This is a genomic window from Streptomyces eurythermus, from assembly GCF_014649115.1.
Lineage (GTDB): Bacteria > Actinomycetota > Actinomycetes > Streptomycetales > Streptomycetaceae > Streptomyces > Streptomyces eurythermus.
Map to the genome: position 1 here is coordinate 156,926 of NZ_BMSK01000019.1, position 13,999 is coordinate 170,924.

The following is a 13,999-nucleotide window of genomic DNA, read 5'->3' on the forward strand; positions in this document are numbered from 1 at the left end:
CTCGCCCACCCTCTTGATCCGCGCGGTCGTCCGCACACCCGTCGTAATCTGGCAATCATGAAACAGTGCACGCACTCCGAAGCGCTGCCGCACCCGGAACCGGCGCCGCTCGCCGCGACCTGCCCGGAGTGCCTGCGGGACGGTACGCACCCGGTGCAGCTCCGGCTCTGCCTCACCTGCGGTCACGTCGGCTGCTGCGACTCCTCGCCGGGACGGCACGCGACGGAGCACTACGCGCGGACGGGGCACCCGGTGATGCGGACCTTCGAGCCCGGCGAGGACTGGCGGTGGTGCTTCGTCGACCATGTGCTCGTCTGACCCGCGTTCGTGCGAGCGGGACCTCTCGTCCGACCACGTTCTCGTGTGACACTGCTTGTGGCGGCTTCCGCACGACGGTTCGAGCGTCTGACGTCTGGGTACGTCAATCCGGCGCGCGCTCTTCCCATTTGGGCCCGCCCACCCCCTAGACACGGAGCGTATCCGGAGCTTTACTGTGAGTGACGCCAGGGGGTTGGGGTCCCGGGGACAGGAACGTTCGGAGCGCGATAGCGTCACCGCTTGAACCATGTACGCGTTACCCCGGGGGGCGACCCTCGGCCCCGTAAAGCTTGTACCACCATGGAGGTGAGGGTGTCCCAGATCGCAGGCGAGCCCGCGGCGAACCAGGACTTCGTGGAAGTCCGGCTGCCGGCTGCGGGTGCCTACCTGTCGGTGCTGCGGACGGCCACGGCCGGTCTGGCGGCTCGTTTGGACTTCACCCTGGACGAAATCGAGGATCTGCGCATCGCCGTGGACGAGGCCTGCGCGATCCTGCTCCAGCAAGCCGTGCCCGGCTCGGTGCTCAGCTGTGTCTTCCGCCTTGTCGACGACTCGCTGGAAGTGACGGTGTCCGCGCCGACGACGGACGGCCACGCCCCCTCGCGGGACACCTTCGCCTGGACCGTGCTGTCGGCCCTCGCGGGCAAGGTCTCGTCCGCCGTGGACGAGGACAAGACGGTCTCGATCAGCCTCTACAAACAGCGTGGTGTCGGCCCTGGGCCGGCCTGAGGAACGGGGACGGGCCGGTGCGGGACGAAGAGCGCGGCACACGGGAGCTGCCGACCGGGGACGGGGGTGCCTCCTGGTCGGGTGACGCCGAGACCTCCGGGGCGGACCCCCGGGACGGTTCCCGGCGCATGGCGGACGGCATCGACGGCATCCCCGAGCAGGCCAGGCCGCACCCGGAGGACGGCTCCGCGCGGGCCGACGGCGACGGTGCCGGACAGGGCACACCGCCGACGGCAGGCGACGGCGCCGCATCCGCCGTCCGCGCGGGGGCCAGGGCTCGGGGAAGGGCTACGGGCGGGACGATGAGCGAGCACGAGCGATACGCCGAGGACGACGCGCCGGAGACGGAGACCGCGCAGGCCGTACAGCACGACGTCCAGGACCGCAGCGGGGCGCGGGCGATGTTCGTCGAGCTGCGCTCGCTGCCCGAGGGCAGCCCGCAGTACGCGGAACTGCGCAACCAGCTCGTCCGCATGCACCTGCCGCTCGTGGAGCACCTGGCGCGCCGGTTCCGCAACCGCGGCGAACCGCTGGACGACCTCACCCAGGTCGCCACGATCGGGCTGATCAAGTCCGTCGACCGGTTCGACCCCGAGCGCGGGGTGGAGTTCTCCACGTACGCCACGCCGACCGTCGTGGGGGAGATCAAGCGGCACTTCCGCGACAAGGGCTGGGCGGTCCGGGTGCCGCGCCGGCTCCAGGAGCTGCGGCTCTCGCTGACCACCGCGACGGCCGAGCTGTCCCAGCTGCACGGCCGGTCGCCGACGGTCCACGAGCTGGCCGAGAAGCTCGCCATCTCGGAGGAGGAGGTCCTGGAGGGCCTGGAGTCGGCGAACGCGTACTCCACGCTGTCCCTGGACGTCCCCGACACGGACGACGAGTCGCCGGCGGTCGCCGACACCCTGGGCGCCGAGGACGAGGCGCTGGAGGGGGTGGAGTACCGCGAGTCCCTCAAGCCGCTGCTGGAGGACCTGCCGCCGCGCGAGAAGCGGATCCTGCTGCTGCGCTTCTTCGGGAACATGACCCAGTCGCAGATCGCGCAGGAGGTCGGCATCTCCCAGATGCACGTCTCCCGGCTGCTGGCCCGCACCCTGGCCCAGCTGCGGGAGAAGCTCCTCGTGGAGGAGTGACGCGCGCCTGCCCGGCGCCGTACGTTCCGCCCGCCGGGCCCTACTCGGCCCGGCCGGGTCCCTTGATGCCGAGGGCCCGGGTCGTCTCCCCGTTGACGAGGAGGACCAGGGCGGCGATGGCGATCGCGGCGAGGGCGATACCGGCCGGGATGGCCATGCTGTCGGCCTGGAGCAGGCTGTAGGCCACCGGGAGCGCCATGAGCTGGGTGATCACCGCGGGGCCCCGGCTCCAGCCGCGCCGCAGCAGCAGCCCGCGCGCGGCGAGCAGCGGCAGCAGCGCGAGCACGATCAGCGTGATGCCGAGGGTCACGGCCTGCTGCCGGTCGTCCGGTTCACCGGTGACCCCGCGGACGAGCACCCACAGGCCGCCGGCCGCCAGCGCGGCGCCCTCCAGCGCGGCCAGCACCGCCGCGTACGTCAGCCGGCGCGGGCGGGGTCCCTCGGTCGCGGCTGTCTCGGCGGTCTCGGGGGCGGGGTTCTGCTGACTGCTCACCCCTGAAGGGTAGCCGTCGCGCCCCGATGACGGCCGGGTACCCGGGGACGCGCCCGGCGGAGCGTGTTCAGGCTCACGCCCCGCCTCTTACCGGATCCCTACCTCGGGCTGGGCCCGATACCCCCCAGTAGGTACGCTGCCATGCATGCGTGCACTTCTCGTGGTCAATCCGGCGGCTACCACCACAAGCGCACGCAGACGTGATGTGCTCATCCACGCGCTGGCGAGCGAGATGAAGCTGGAGGCGGTCACCACCGAGTACCGCGGCCACGCCCGCGACCTCGGCCGGCAGGCGGCGGAGAGCGACGACATCGACCTGGTGGTGGCGCTCGGCGGCGACGGCACGGTCAACGAGGTCGTCAACGGCCTGCTGCACGCCGGCCCGGACCCGGAGCACCTCCCCGGCCTGGCCGTCGTCCCCGGCGGTTCCACGAACGTCTTCGCCCGGGCGCTGGGCCTGCCCAACGATCCCGTCGAGGCCACCGGCGCGCTGCTGGACGCGCTGCGCGACGGCACCGAGCGGATCGTCGGCCTGGGGCTGACGTCGGGGCCGCCGGGCACCGAGGACGAGGCGGTGCCGGCCCGCTGGTTCACCTTCAACGCCGGGCTCGGCTTCGACGCGGGCGTGGTGGGCCGGGTCGAGCAGCAGCGCGAGCGAGGGAAGAAGTCCACCCACGCGCTCTACGTCCGGCAGGTGGTCCGGCAGTTCCTGGGCGAGCCGAACCGCCGTAACGGCACGATCACGCTGGAGCGGCCCGACGCGGACCCCGTCGAGGATCTCGTCGTCGCCATAGTCTCGAACACGTCCCCGTGGACGTACCTCGGCAACCGACCCATGTACACGTCACCCAAGGCGTCGTTCGACACCGGCATCGACGTGCTGGGTCTCAGCCGTCTCTCGACGGCCGCGGTTGCCCGGTATGGCACCCAGTTGCTCACTTCGTCCCCCGAGCGCGGACCGCACGGAAAGCACGCGGTCTCCCTGCACGATCTGGATCAGTTCACCTTGCATTCGAAGGTGCCGCTGCCCCTCCAGATGGACGGCGACCACCTCGGACTGCGTACGAGCGTGACGTTCACAGGCGTACGCCGTGCACTGCGTGTGATTGTGTGAGCGGAACGGGCAAAAGTCCTTTCACTCGAACGTTTAGGCCAGGATCCACCCCATGGAAGTACGGCTGTGACCTAGTCGACACCGAGGAATCAAAAAAAACTTCCCGGAAGGGGTTGTATCCGCCGCCGAGGTTTGCGAGTCTCTACGTGGCGATCGGGACGGCCCGCAACACCGGCCTCCACTGATCACCGGAACCCCTCTTCAAACCAAGGACCACGCCGGGTGTGAACTCGGCAGTCGGCCCTTCACTTGTTGAGGGATTCGTGAAAGCGTTCACATTCACAAGCAACCTGCACGTAATACCAAGGAGAGGTAGCAGCCATGGACTGGCGTCACAACGCCGTTTGCCGCGAGGAAGACCCCGAGCTCTTCTTCCCCATCGGCAACACCGGTCCTGCGCTGCTGCAGATCGAGGAAGCCAAGGCCGTCTGCCGTCGCTGCCCGGTGATCGAGCAGTGTCTGCAGTGGGCGCTCGAGTCCGGTCAGGACTCCGGCGTCTGGGGTGGTCTCAGCGAGGACGAGCGCCGCGCCATGAAGCGCCGCGCCGCCCGCAACCGGGCCCGTCAGGCCTCCGCCTGACATATCCACCCCTGCTGACAGCCTGAGCTTGGCGGCGCGCACAGCACGTACGCATCTCCCGCCCCCGAGCCGCAGCGCGCAGTTCCCCCGGAGCGCTTAGCGATAAAGCAGAGCAGCAACGAGCATCAGCCTCGGACCAATGGCGGTCCGGGGCTTTTTGCTGTGCGCGAGCGCATCTCCGGCAGCGCCTTGGCGGCACCTCTCCCATAAACATCTTGAAGGACAAGGGAGTTGCCGCCCCAGCCCCTCAAGGATCCGCCGCGAGGAAGGCGCCCGCTTCGGGGGCCTACTTCTGGGCCCGCACCGGGATGTCGAGGATCACCCGGGTCCCGCGCCCGGACGCCGGCACCATGTCGAAGCTTCCGCCCAGCTCGCCCTCCACCAGCGTCCGTACGATCTGCAGGCCGAGGTTGCCCGAGCGGTGCGGGTCGAAACCCTCGGGCAGGCCGACGCCGTCGTCCTGGACGGTGACCAGCAGCCGGGCCTCCTTGGTGGTGCCGCCGCGCACCGCGGAGACCTCGACCGTGCCGGTGTCGCCCTCGCGGAAGCCGTGTTCCAGGGCGTTCTGCAGGATCTCGGTGAGGACCATGGACAGCGGGGTGGCCACTTCGGCGTCGAGTATGCCGAACCGTCCGGTGCGCCGGCCGGTGACCTTGCCCGGCGAGATCTCGGCGACCATGGCCAGCACCCGGTCCGCGATGTCGTCGAACTCGACCCGCTCGTCCAGGTTCTGCGACAGGGTCTCGTGCACGATCGCGATGGAGCCGACCCGGCGGACCGCCTCCTCCAGTGCCTCCCGGCCGCGCTCGGACTCGATGCGCCGGGCCTGGAGCCGGAGCAGGGCCGCGACCGTCTGGAGGTTGTTCTTCACCCGGTGGTGGATCTCCCGGATGGTGGCGTCCTTGGTGATCAACTCCCGCTCGCGCCGACGCAGTTCGGTCACGTCCCGGAGCAGCACCAGCGAACCGATGCGGGTGCCCTTGGGCTTGAGCGGGATCGCCCGGAACTGGATCACACCGTCGTGCGCCTCGATCTCGAACTCGCGGGGCGCCCAGCCGCTGGCCACCTTGGCCAGCGCCTCGTCCACCGGGCCCCGGGTGGGGGCGAGTTCGGCGGTGGTCTGCCCGAGGTGGTGACCGACCAGGTCGGCGGCGAGGCCGAGCCGGTGGTAGGCGGACAGGGCGTTCGGGGAGGCGTACTGGACGATGCCGTCCGCGTCCAGCCGGATCAGGCCGTCGCCGACGCGCGGGGAGGCGTCCATGTCGACCTGCTGGCCGGGGAACGGGAAGGAACCGGCGGCGATCATCTGCGCGAGGTCGGAGGCGCTCTGGAGGTAGGTCAGCTCCAGGCGGCTCGGGGTGCGCACGGTGAGCAGATTGGTGTTCCGGGCGATCACACCGAGGACGCGGCCCTCACGCCGTACCGGGATGGACTCGACCCGTACGGGGACCTCTTCACGCCACTCCGGGTCGCCCTCGCGCACGATCCGGCCCTCGTCCAGCGCCACGTCCAGCATCGGCCGCCGGCCGCGCGGGACCAGGTGGCCGACCATGTCGTCCTGGTACGAGGTCGGGCCGGTGTTGGGCCGCATCTGGGCGACCGAGACGTACCGGGTGCCGTCCCGGGTGGGCACCCAGAGCACCAGGTCGGCGAAGGAGAGGTCGGAGAGCAGCTGCCACTCCGAGACCAGCAGGTGGAGCCACTCGAGGTCGGAGTCGTCCAGGGCGGTGTGCTGGCGTACGAGTTCGTTCATGGAGGGCACGTGTGCGAGCGTACCCGGGGCCTGACGGTGGCCGGAAAAACACCCGCGGGCCGCGGCGCCTGGAAGGGACCCTCAACCCTCCCGGCACCGCAGCCCGGAGCATCAACGGCCGTGGGGTGTGCGGTCCCGGTCGGCCGAAGGTCGAGGAGCCGGGCAGTCAGGGCAGAGAGCACCGGATCCTCGGTCCGTCTTCCTGTGCGGGGAAGACGGAGGCTGTTGTTGTTCGATTCTGGACTAGACCACGTCGGCGTGTCCATGGTGCGGAGGCGTCGGCGCCGTGACAGGCGCCGGCCCGCGATGCCACGCAGCCTAGCCCGCCCGGGTCAGTCGTGGGGCCAGATGGCCATGGCAATTTCCGCGAGCGCTTCCAGTTCCTCCCGGCGTGCGCCGTCGCGGGCCTGCTGGGACATGCCCTGGATCACGGCGCCGGTGTGCCGGGCGAGGGCCGCGGCGTCGGTACCGGCGGGCAGCAGCCCGGCCGCGATGTCCGCCCGGATCCGGGACTCGATGGCGGCGATGTTGGCGTTGCGCCGGTCCCGCAGCAGCGCCTCGACCTCGGGGTTGGTGCAGTTGATGGCGGCGTGGATGATCATGCAGCCCTGCGGATGGGACCGGTCGGTGTACTCGGCGGCGGCCTCGCGGAGCATGCGGGCGATGCCCTCGCGGGCCGTGGGTTCCTCCTCCAGGGCGCGCGCGCCGAAGGCGCCGTGGGTGCCGCTGTAGACGCGGACGACCTCGTCGAAGAGGGACCGCTTGTCACCGAAGGCCGCGTACAGGCTGGGGGCGCCGATGCCCATGACACGGGTGAGGTCGGAGACCGAGGTGGCCTCGTACCCGTGCTGCCAGAAGGCCAGCAGCGCCTTCTCCAGTGCCGTGGCGCGGTCGAAGGAGCGCGGCCTGCCCCGCGTCCGGCCCGCGCCGCCGCTCTTCGCCTGTGTGTCCTGCCCGGTGGCCATGCGGACCATTTTATAGCGACCCCTAGAAAATTGTCGGCGGGGTGGTGTACGGTTTTTTTGTAGCGACCGTTAGACAAATGCGGGAGGGCGGCCATGGGCGCGCTGACAGGGAAGACGGCACTGGTGACGGGTGCGAGCCGGGGCATCGGGCGGGGCATCGCCGAGCGGCTGGGGCGCGACGGCGCCCGCGTGGCGGTGCACTACGGCACCAATGAGGAGGCGGCCAAGGAGACGGTGGCGGCGATCGAGTCGGCGGGCGGCTCCGCGTTCGCGATCGGGGTGGAGCTGGGCACACCCGGGGACGCCGAGCGGGTGTGGGCGGAGTTCGACCGTCATGCGGACGGGGTGGACATCCTGGTGAACAACGCGGGCATCGGAGCCTCGCGCCCCTTCGAGGAGATCGAGGAGAAGGAGTACGACCGGCTGTTCGCGGTGAACGTGAAGGCGCCGTTCTTCCTGGCCCGGCTCGGCGCGGACCGGCTGCGCGACGGCGGGCGCGTGGTGAACATATCGTCCGGCCTGGCGCGGAGCGCCCTGATGCCCAACCTCGTGGCCTACTCCATGACCAAGGGGGCACTGGACGTCCTCACCCGGGACCTGTCCAAGCTGCTGGGCCCCCGCGGGATCACGGTCAACTCGGTGGCACCCGGCGTCATCGACACCGACAACACCGCGGAGTTCCTGCACGGCACGGAGGACGGCCAGGCCCAGGCCGCCGCGTTCTCGGCGCTGGGACGGGTGGGGACGCCGGCCGACGTCGCCGATGTCGTGGCCTTCCTCGCCTCGGACGACGGCCGCTGGGTGACCGGTCACTGGCTGGACGCGACGGGGGGTTCCCTCACCTGAGAATTTCCCGGCTCTTCCCCGCTTCTTCCCGCGCTCTCGAACGTGGGCTCTGTTAGATTGGTCTAAACCACATAGACGCACAGAGCCCACTTCAGAACGGCAGGCCCAGCGTGGAAGTTGTCATCGTTCCGGACGCCGCGGCTGGCGGCGAGCTCATCGCCGAGGCCATGGCCCAGCTGCTGCGACGCAAGCCCGACGCCCTGCTCGGCGTGGCCACCGGCTCCACCCCGCTGCCCATCTACCAGGCGCTGACCGCCAAGGTGCGCTCCGGCGCCGTGGACGCCTCCCGGGCGCGGATCGCGCAGCTCGACGAGTATGTGGGGCTGCCCTCGGACCACCCCGAGTCCTACCGCTCGGTGCTGCGCCGTGAGGTGCTGGAGCCGCTGGGCATAGGGATGGACGCGTTCATGGGCCCGGACGGCACGGCGCGGGACGTCCAGGCGGCGTGCGAGGCGTACGACCGGGCGCTCGCCGAGGCCGGCGGGGTGGACCTCCAGCTGCTCGGCATCGGGACCGACGGACACATCGGGTTCAACGAGCCGTGCTCCTCGCTCGCCTCGCGCACCCGGATCAAGACGCTGACCGAGCAGACCCGGATCGACAACGCCCGCTTCTTCGACGGTGACATCGAGCAGGTCCCGCACCACGTCATCACCCAGGGCATCGGGACCATCCTCGAGGCCCGGCACCTGGTGCTGCTGGCGACGGGTGAGGGCAAGGCGGACGCGGTCGCCGCGACGGTCGAGGGCCCGGTGGCCGCGGTCTGCCCCGCCTCCGCGCTCCAGCTCCACCGCCACGCCACGGTGGTGGTCGACGAGGCCGCCGCGTCCAAGCTGAAGCTGGCCGACTACTTCCGCCACACCTACGCCAACAAGCCGGAGTGGCAGGGCCTTTAGGGAAGCCCGCCGACGGCACCGTCGGCAGGCTTGGACACCGGCAGGCCGCCGACGGCCCGCCGTGCAAAGGGGGCGCCGTGCAAGTGGGGCGCCGCGCGGACGGGGCGCCCGATCGGCCGGGAGGGGGCACCCGGCCGACGGGGCTCACGTCGCGTCCCCGCGCCGGCCGCCGGCCCCCGGCCCCGCGTCCTCCCCGCTCACCCGCCCGATGGACTAGACCAACAGCGGGTGCGGCGGTATACAGAGGGGATCACGGAGCGTGCGGGTGGAGTGCTGGCAGAGCAACCCGTGCCACGATGTGAGCCGTGGCCGATGGGATGTCGGTCGCTTTCGGCATTCGGAGCCGGGAAGGCAGAGCATGAGCACCGACGTCAGCAGTGCGGAGAACGAGGCAGGCACCACCCGTACCGCGCGCGTGCCCAAGTACTACCGCTTGAAGAAGCACCTGCTCGACATGACGGAGACGCAGGCGCCGGGTACGCCGGTCCCGCCCGAGCGCACGCTGGCCGCCGAGTTCGACACGTCCCGCACCACGGTGCGCCAGGCCCTGCAGGAACTGGTCGTGGAGGGCCGGCTCGAACGCATCCAGGGCAAGGGCACCTTCGTGGCCAAGCCCAAGGTCTCCCAGGCGCTCCAGCTCACCTCCTACACCGAGGACATGCGGGCCCAGGGCCTGGAGCCGACCTCGCAGCTGCTGGACATCGGGTACATCACGGCCGACGACCGGCTGGCCGAGCTGCTCGACATCACCGCCGGCGGCCGGGTGCTGCGCATCGAGCGACTGCGCATGGCCAACGGCGAGCCGATGGCGATCGAGACCACCCATCTGTCGGCCAAGCGCTTCCCCGCCCTACGGCGCTCCCTGGTGAAGTACACCTCGCTGTACACCGCGCTCGCCGAGGTCTACGACGTCCACCTCGCCGAGGCCGAGGAGACCATCGAGACCTCCCTGGCCACGCCCCGCGAGGCCGGGCTGCTCGGCACCGACGTGGGTCTGCCGATGCTGTTGCTCTCCCGCCACTCGCTGGACCGCGAGGGCAAGCCGGTGGAGTGGGTGCGCTCGGTGTACCGCGGGGACCGCTACAAGTTCGTCGCCCGGCTGAAGCGCCCGGTGGAGTAACGGCCGGATAACGGCTGGACGGGTTCACCGAATCGCTGTACCGATATGCGGACGAGGGCTTCCGCTGTCATGACACAGTCACCTAGATTGCCTGCTCAATTGCACAGGTGATCAGCGAGGGGACGGAGCCGTGGCATGTCCGAAACGCCTGAAGTGAGACCGCCGGTGGTGACACCGGTCAGGGTGATCATCGCCTTGTGTCTCATAGCGCCCTTCGTGGCGATGCTGTGGGTCGGCTCGTACGCCAAGGTCGACCCCACGCTCATCGGGATCCCGTTCTTCTACTGGTACCAGATGCTCTGGGTGCTGATCTCCGCCGCGCTCACGATGCTGGCGTACAAACTCTGGCAGCGTGACCAGCGTGCCCGCAAGGCAGCGAGCGGGGGTGCGGCGCGGTGAAGGACGGCGTCAACGGCGTCGCGCTCGGCGTCTTCATCTTCTTCTTCCTGGCCGTCACGGTCCTGGGCTTCCTGGCCGCGCGCTGGCGCAGGGCCGAGAACGAGCACTCCCTGGACGAATGGGGCCTGGGCGGGCGGTCCTTCGGCACCTGGATCACCTGGTTCCTGCTCGGCGGTGACCTGTACACGGCGTACACCTTCGTCGCGGTACCGGCGGCGGTCTACGCGGCGGGCGCGTCCGGCTTCTTCGCGGTGCCGTACACGATCCTGATGTACCCGCTGATCTTCACCTTCCTGCCCCGCCTGTGGTCGGTCTCGCACCGCCACGGGTACGTCACCACCTCCGACTTCGTGCGCGGCCGGTTCGGTTCCAAGGGACTGTCGCTGGCGGTGGCGGTGACCGGCATCCTGGCGACGATGCCGTACATCGCGCTCCAGCTGGTCGGCATCCAGGCGGTGCTGGACGTGATGGGCGTCGGCGGCGGCGAGGACACCAACTGGTTCGTCAAGGACCTGCCGCTGCTCATCGCCTTCGGTGTGCTGGCGGCCTACACCTACTCCTCCGGCCTGCGCGCCCCCGCGCTGATCGCGTTCGTCAAGGACACGCTGATCTACATCGTCATCGCGGTGGCGATCATCTACATCCCGATCAAGCTGGGCGGCTTCGACGACGTCTTCGCCAAGGCGGGCGAGGCGCTCGGCCAGGCCAACCCGGCCACCGGCAAGCCGCGCGGGGCGGTCACGCCACCGGAGGCGGGCCAGTGGACGTACGCCACGCTGGCGCTCGGCTCGGCGCTCGCGCTGTTCATGTACCCGCACTCGATCACCGCGACCCTGTCGTCCCGCAGCCGTGAGGTGATCCGCCGCAACACCACGATCCTGCCGCTGTACTCCCTGATGCTGGGCCTGCTGGCGCTGCTGGGCTTCATGGCGATCGCGGCCGGGGTGAAGGTGTCCAACGGCCAGCTGGCCATCCCGCAGTTGTTCGAGGACATGTTCCCGGACTGGTTCACGGGCGTGGCGTTCGCGGCGATCGGCATCGGCGCCCTGGTCCCGGCGGCGATCATGTCCATCGCGGCGGCCAACCTCTTCACCCGCAACATCTACAAGGACTTCATCAAGCCGGACGCGACGCCCGCGGAGGAGACCAAGGTCTCCAAGCTGGTCTCCCTGCTGGTGAAGGTCGGCGCCCTGGTCTTCGTCCTCACCATGGACAAGACCGTCGCCATCAACTTCCAGCTGCTGGGCGGCATCTGGATCATGCAGACCTTCCCGTCCCTGGTCGGGGGCCTGTTCACCCGCTGGTTCCACCGCTGGGCGCTGCTGGCCGGCTGGGCGGTCGGCATGGTCTACGGCACAGCCGCCGCGTACGGGGTGGCCTCGCCTACGCAGAAGCACTTCGGCGGCTCCTCGAAGGAGATCCCCGGCATCGGCGAGATCGGTTACATCGGCCTGACGGCGTTCGTGCTGAACGTACTGGTCACCGTGGTCCTGACGGTCGTCCTGAAGGCCGTGAAGGCCCCCGAGGGCATCGACGAGACCAAGCCGGGGGACTACACGGCGGACTCCGGCGACCCCGATGTCCAGGTGGAGCTTCCGCCGGCCACCGCGGGCAGCGCCCACTGATCCACGCGACATCCGCACCGACCCACGCGACATCCGCAGCGGGCCGCCGACAGCAGACGCGTCGGCGGCCCGCCGCCGTTGCCGGTCCGGGCGGGTGACGAGCGGCCCGCCGCGGCGGGCCGCTCCGCGGAAAACCCACGGCGCCTTGCCGTGCCCGTCCCGCACACTCGACCCATGGACATCGTCATCCGGGCCGCCGCCCCGTCCGAGTACGCCGTCCTCGGCGAGATCACCGCCCGTGCCTACCTCGGAGACGGCCTCCTGGACTTCGGCGAGAGCGACGAGTACCTGGGCGAGCTGAGGGACGTCGCGAAACGCGCCGCCGCCGCCGAGGTCCTCGTCGCGGTCGCGGACGACCGGCCGCTCGGCGGCGTCACCTTCGTCCCATCCGGCGGCCCCATGGCAGACATCGCCCGTCCCGGCGAGGCGGAGATCCGCATGCTCGCGGTGGACCACGCGGCCCGCGGCCGGGGCGTCGGCGAGGCGCTCGTCCGGGCCTGTGTCGAGCGCGCGAGGGCCACGGAGGGCTGCACGGCCGTCGTCCTGTCCACCCAGCGCACCATGCACACCGCCCACCGCATCTACGAACGACTGGGCTTCGTCCGCACACCGGAACGGGACTGGAATCCCGTGCCGGAGCTGGACGACATCACGCTGCTCACTTACGAGTTGACGCTCTGACATCACCGGGACACAACATCTGGGGGTGACACGACAGCCCGACACAAGATGTATGCTCATGCTCGCTGTCGCCGCAGGGGAATCCGGTGCGAATCCGGAACTGTCCCGCAACGGTGTACTTGTGCGTATCCGCGTACGAGCGTCAGTCCGAGGACCTGCCGACAGTGCACCCGGCCACCCGGCCGGTGTGCCCGACGTCCGGGCCTCGTGGAGTGGGCCGGTGGACGCGAGAGCCCCCGCGCGCTCGTGCTGCCCCCTGCCCTCCGCCAGGCCCCGTGCCGAGCGAGGGAGACCCCCACGTGACCATCGCGCCAGCCGCCCCGGCTTCGGTCAGCGCACCGGAGACCGACGGTCCCGGTGCCGCGCTGCTGCGGACCCTGTCCGAGCTGACGGCCGATCTGCCCGACGCCGACCCCGGGCGGGTCGCCGCCGCCGCGTTGCGCGGCCGGTCCGCGCGGGCCGACGAGGCGGAGCTGCGCGAGCTGGCCACGGAGGCAGCCGCCGGCCTGATCGCCGAGGACCCCGCCTACTCCAAGCTGGCCGCCCGGCTGCTGACCCTCGCGATCCGGGCCGAGGCCGCCTCCCAGGGCGTGACCTCCTTCACCGGGTCGATCAAGGTCGGTCACCGGGAGGGTCTGGTCGCCGACCGCACCGCCGAGTTCGTCCGCATCCACGCGGAACGGCTGGACGCGCTGGTGGACTCGGCCGTGGCCGACGGCGCCGACGACCGCTTCGGCTACTTCGGCCTGCGCACCCTGCACAGCCGCTATCTGCTGCGCCACCCGATCACCCGCAAGGTCATCGAGACGCCCCAGCACTTCATGCTGCGCGTGGCCAGCGGCCTGGCCGAGGACGACACGGCCCGTTCCGTGGACGAGGTCGCCTCGCTCTACGGCCTGATGAGCCGCCTGGACTACCTGCCCTCCTCCCCCACCCTGTTCAACTCCGGCACCCGCCACCCCCAGATGTCGTCCTGCTACCTGCTGGACTCCCCGCTGGACGAGCTGGACTCCATCTACGGCCGCTACCACCAGGTCGCCCGGCTGTCGAAGCACGCCGGCGGCATCGGCCTGTCGTACTCCCGCATCCGCTCGCGGGGTTCGCTGATCCGGGGGACGAACGGGCACTCCAACGGGATCGTGCCGTTCCTGAAGACCCTGGACGCCTCGGTCGCCGCCGTGAACCAGGGCGGCCGCCGCAAGGGCGCCGCCGCCGTCTACCTGGAGACCTGGCACTCCGACATCGAGGAGTTCCTGGAGCTGCGCGACAACACGGGTGAGGACGCCCGCCGCACCCACAACCTCAACCTCGCGCACTGGATCCCCGACGAGTTCATGCGCCGCGTCAACGC

Annotated in this window: 15 protein-coding genes and 1 riboswitch; of the genes, 12 read left to right on the forward strand and 3 right to left on the reverse strand. The window is 70.5% G+C overall.

Features of this window, described 5'->3' with window-relative positions:
- Positions 1-57 precede the first annotated feature (57 nt).
- The 3 genes from IE251_RS31680 (at position 58) to IE251_RS31690 (ending at position 2,177) form a co-directional block, all read left to right on the forward strand.
- Entirely contained in the window at positions 58-318 is a 261-nt protein-coding gene (locus IE251_RS31680; RefSeq protein WP_030794657.1) for a UBP-type zinc finger domain-containing protein, read from the forward strand.
- A gap of 312 nt (positions 319-630) precedes the next feature.
- A complete protein-coding gene (locus IE251_RS31685) occupies positions 631-1,047 on the forward strand; it encodes an ATP-binding protein (RefSeq protein ID WP_030609825.1) in 417 nt (138 codons plus the stop codon).
- Positions 1,048-1,064: 17 nt separating this feature from the next.
- On the forward strand, positions 1,065-2,177 hold the full coding sequence (locus IE251_RS31690; RefSeq protein ID WP_229897018.1) for an RNA polymerase sigma factor SigF: 1,113 nt from the start codon (positions 1,065-1,067) through the stop codon (positions 2,175-2,177).
- A gap of 40 nt (positions 2,178-2,217) precedes the next feature.
- On the opposite strand, the gene IE251_RS31695 is transcribed toward IE251_RS31690, so the two are convergent.
- A complete protein-coding gene (locus IE251_RS31695; protein ID WP_189756393.1) occupies positions 2,218-2,670 on the reverse strand; it encodes a hypothetical protein in 453 nt (150 codons plus the stop codon).
- Positions 2,671-2,815: 145 nt separating this feature from the next.
- On the opposite strand from IE251_RS31695, the gene IE251_RS31700 reads away from it, so the two are divergent.
- Both IE251_RS31700 and IE251_RS31705 read left to right on the forward strand, forming a co-directional pair.
- Positions 2,816-3,784 (forward strand): diacylglycerol/lipid kinase family protein, encoded by a 969-nt coding sequence (locus tag IE251_RS31700; RefSeq protein WP_189756394.1) that lies wholly within the window; start codon positions 2,816-2,818, stop codon positions 3,782-3,784.
- Positions 3,785-4,105: 321 nt separating this feature from the next.
- Positions 4,106-4,363: a WhiB family transcriptional regulator gene (locus tag IE251_RS31705; protein ID WP_003992873.1), complete on the forward strand. Its 258-nt coding sequence runs from the start codon at positions 4,106-4,108 to the stop codon at positions 4,361-4,363.
- A 286-nt stretch (positions 4,364-4,649) separates the two neighbouring features.
- On the opposite strand, the gene IE251_RS31710 is transcribed toward IE251_RS31705, so the two are convergent.
- Positions 4,650-6,125 (reverse strand): sensor histidine kinase, encoded by a 1,476-nt coding sequence (locus tag IE251_RS31710; protein ID WP_189756395.1) that lies wholly within the window; start codon positions 6,123-6,125, stop codon positions 4,650-4,652.
- A 323-nt stretch (positions 6,126-6,448) separates the two neighbouring features.
- The gene (locus IE251_RS31715; RefSeq protein WP_189756396.1) at positions 6,449-7,081 is read right to left on the reverse strand and encodes a TetR/AcrR family transcriptional regulator; all 633 of its coding nucleotides are present in this window, start codon (positions 7,079-7,081) and stop codon (positions 6,449-6,451) included.
- 93 nt (positions 7,082-7,174) lie between these two features.
- Here IE251_RS31715 and IE251_RS31720 point away from each other — a divergent pair, with 93 nt between their 5' ends.
- From IE251_RS31720 to IE251_RS31750, 7 genes are all read left to right on the forward strand, one after another.
- Entirely contained in the window at positions 7,175-7,927 is a 753-nt protein-coding gene (locus tag IE251_RS31720) for an SDR family oxidoreductase (RefSeq protein WP_189756397.1), read from the forward strand.
- Between the two features lie 110 nt (positions 7,928-8,037).
- Entirely contained in the window at positions 8,038-8,823 is a 786-nt protein-coding gene (nagB, locus tag IE251_RS31725; RefSeq protein ID WP_189756398.1) for a glucosamine-6-phosphate deaminase, read from the forward strand.
- Positions 8,824-9,181: 358 nt separating this feature from the next.
- Positions 9,182-9,943: a GntR family transcriptional regulator gene (locus IE251_RS31730; protein WP_030794638.1), complete on the forward strand. Its 762-nt coding sequence runs from the start codon at positions 9,182-9,184 to the stop codon at positions 9,941-9,943.
- A 135-nt stretch (positions 9,944-10,078) separates the two neighbouring features.
- A complete protein-coding gene (locus tag IE251_RS31735; RefSeq protein ID WP_189756399.1) occupies positions 10,079-10,342 on the forward strand; it encodes a DUF3311 domain-containing protein in 264 nt (87 codons plus the stop codon).
- The gene (gene mctP, locus IE251_RS31740) at positions 10,339-11,967 is read left to right on the forward strand and encodes a monocarboxylate uptake permease MctP (RefSeq protein WP_189756400.1); all 1,629 of its coding nucleotides are present in this window, start codon (positions 10,339-10,341) and stop codon (positions 11,965-11,967) included. Before IE251_RS31735 ends, mctP begins: the two co-directional genes overlap by 4 nt.
- A 174-nt stretch (positions 11,968-12,141) precedes the next feature.
- On the forward strand, positions 12,142-12,648 hold the full coding sequence (locus IE251_RS31745; protein ID WP_189756401.1) for a GNAT family N-acetyltransferase: 507 nt from the start codon (positions 12,142-12,144) through the stop codon (positions 12,646-12,648).
- Between the two features lie 52 nt (positions 12,649-12,700).
- Positions 12,701-12,825: riboswitch (cobalamin riboswitch) on the forward strand.
- A 122-nt stretch (positions 12,826-12,947) separates the two neighbouring features.
- Positions 12,948-13,999, forward strand: a 1,052-nt coding sequence (locus IE251_RS31750; protein WP_308436585.1) for a ribonucleotide reductase barrel domain-containing protein, incomplete at its 3' end; no start/stop codon positions are given.

Coding starts and splice junctions, on each gene's coding strand:
- IE251_RS31715 (WP_189756396.1), bottom strand. CDS start 7,081: ATGGCCACCGGGCAGGACACACAGGCGAAGAGCGGCGGCGCGGGCCGG.
- IE251_RS31745 (WP_189756401.1), top strand. CDS start 12,142: ATGGACATCGTCATCCGGGCCGCCGCCCCGTCCGAGTACGCCGTCCTC.
- IE251_RS31720 (WP_189756397.1), top strand. CDS start 7,175: ATGGGCGCGCTGACAGGGAAGACGGCACTGGTGACGGGTGCGAGCCGG.
- IE251_RS31705 (WP_003992873.1), top strand. CDS start 4,106: ATGGACTGGCGTCACAACGCCGTTTGCCGCGAGGAAGACCCCGAGCTC.
- IE251_RS31680 (WP_030794657.1), top strand. CDS start 58: ATGAAACAGTGCACGCACTCCGAAGCGCTGCCGCACCCGGAACCGGCG.
- IE251_RS31700 (WP_189756394.1), top strand. CDS start 2,816: ATGCGTGCACTTCTCGTGGTCAATCCGGCGGCTACCACCACAAGCGCA.
- IE251_RS31730 (WP_030794638.1), top strand. CDS start 9,182: ATGAGCACCGACGTCAGCAGTGCGGAGAACGAGGCAGGCACCACCCGT.
- IE251_RS31735 (WP_189756399.1), top strand. CDS start 10,079: ATGTCCGAAACGCCTGAAGTGAGACCGCCGGTGGTGACACCGGTCAGG.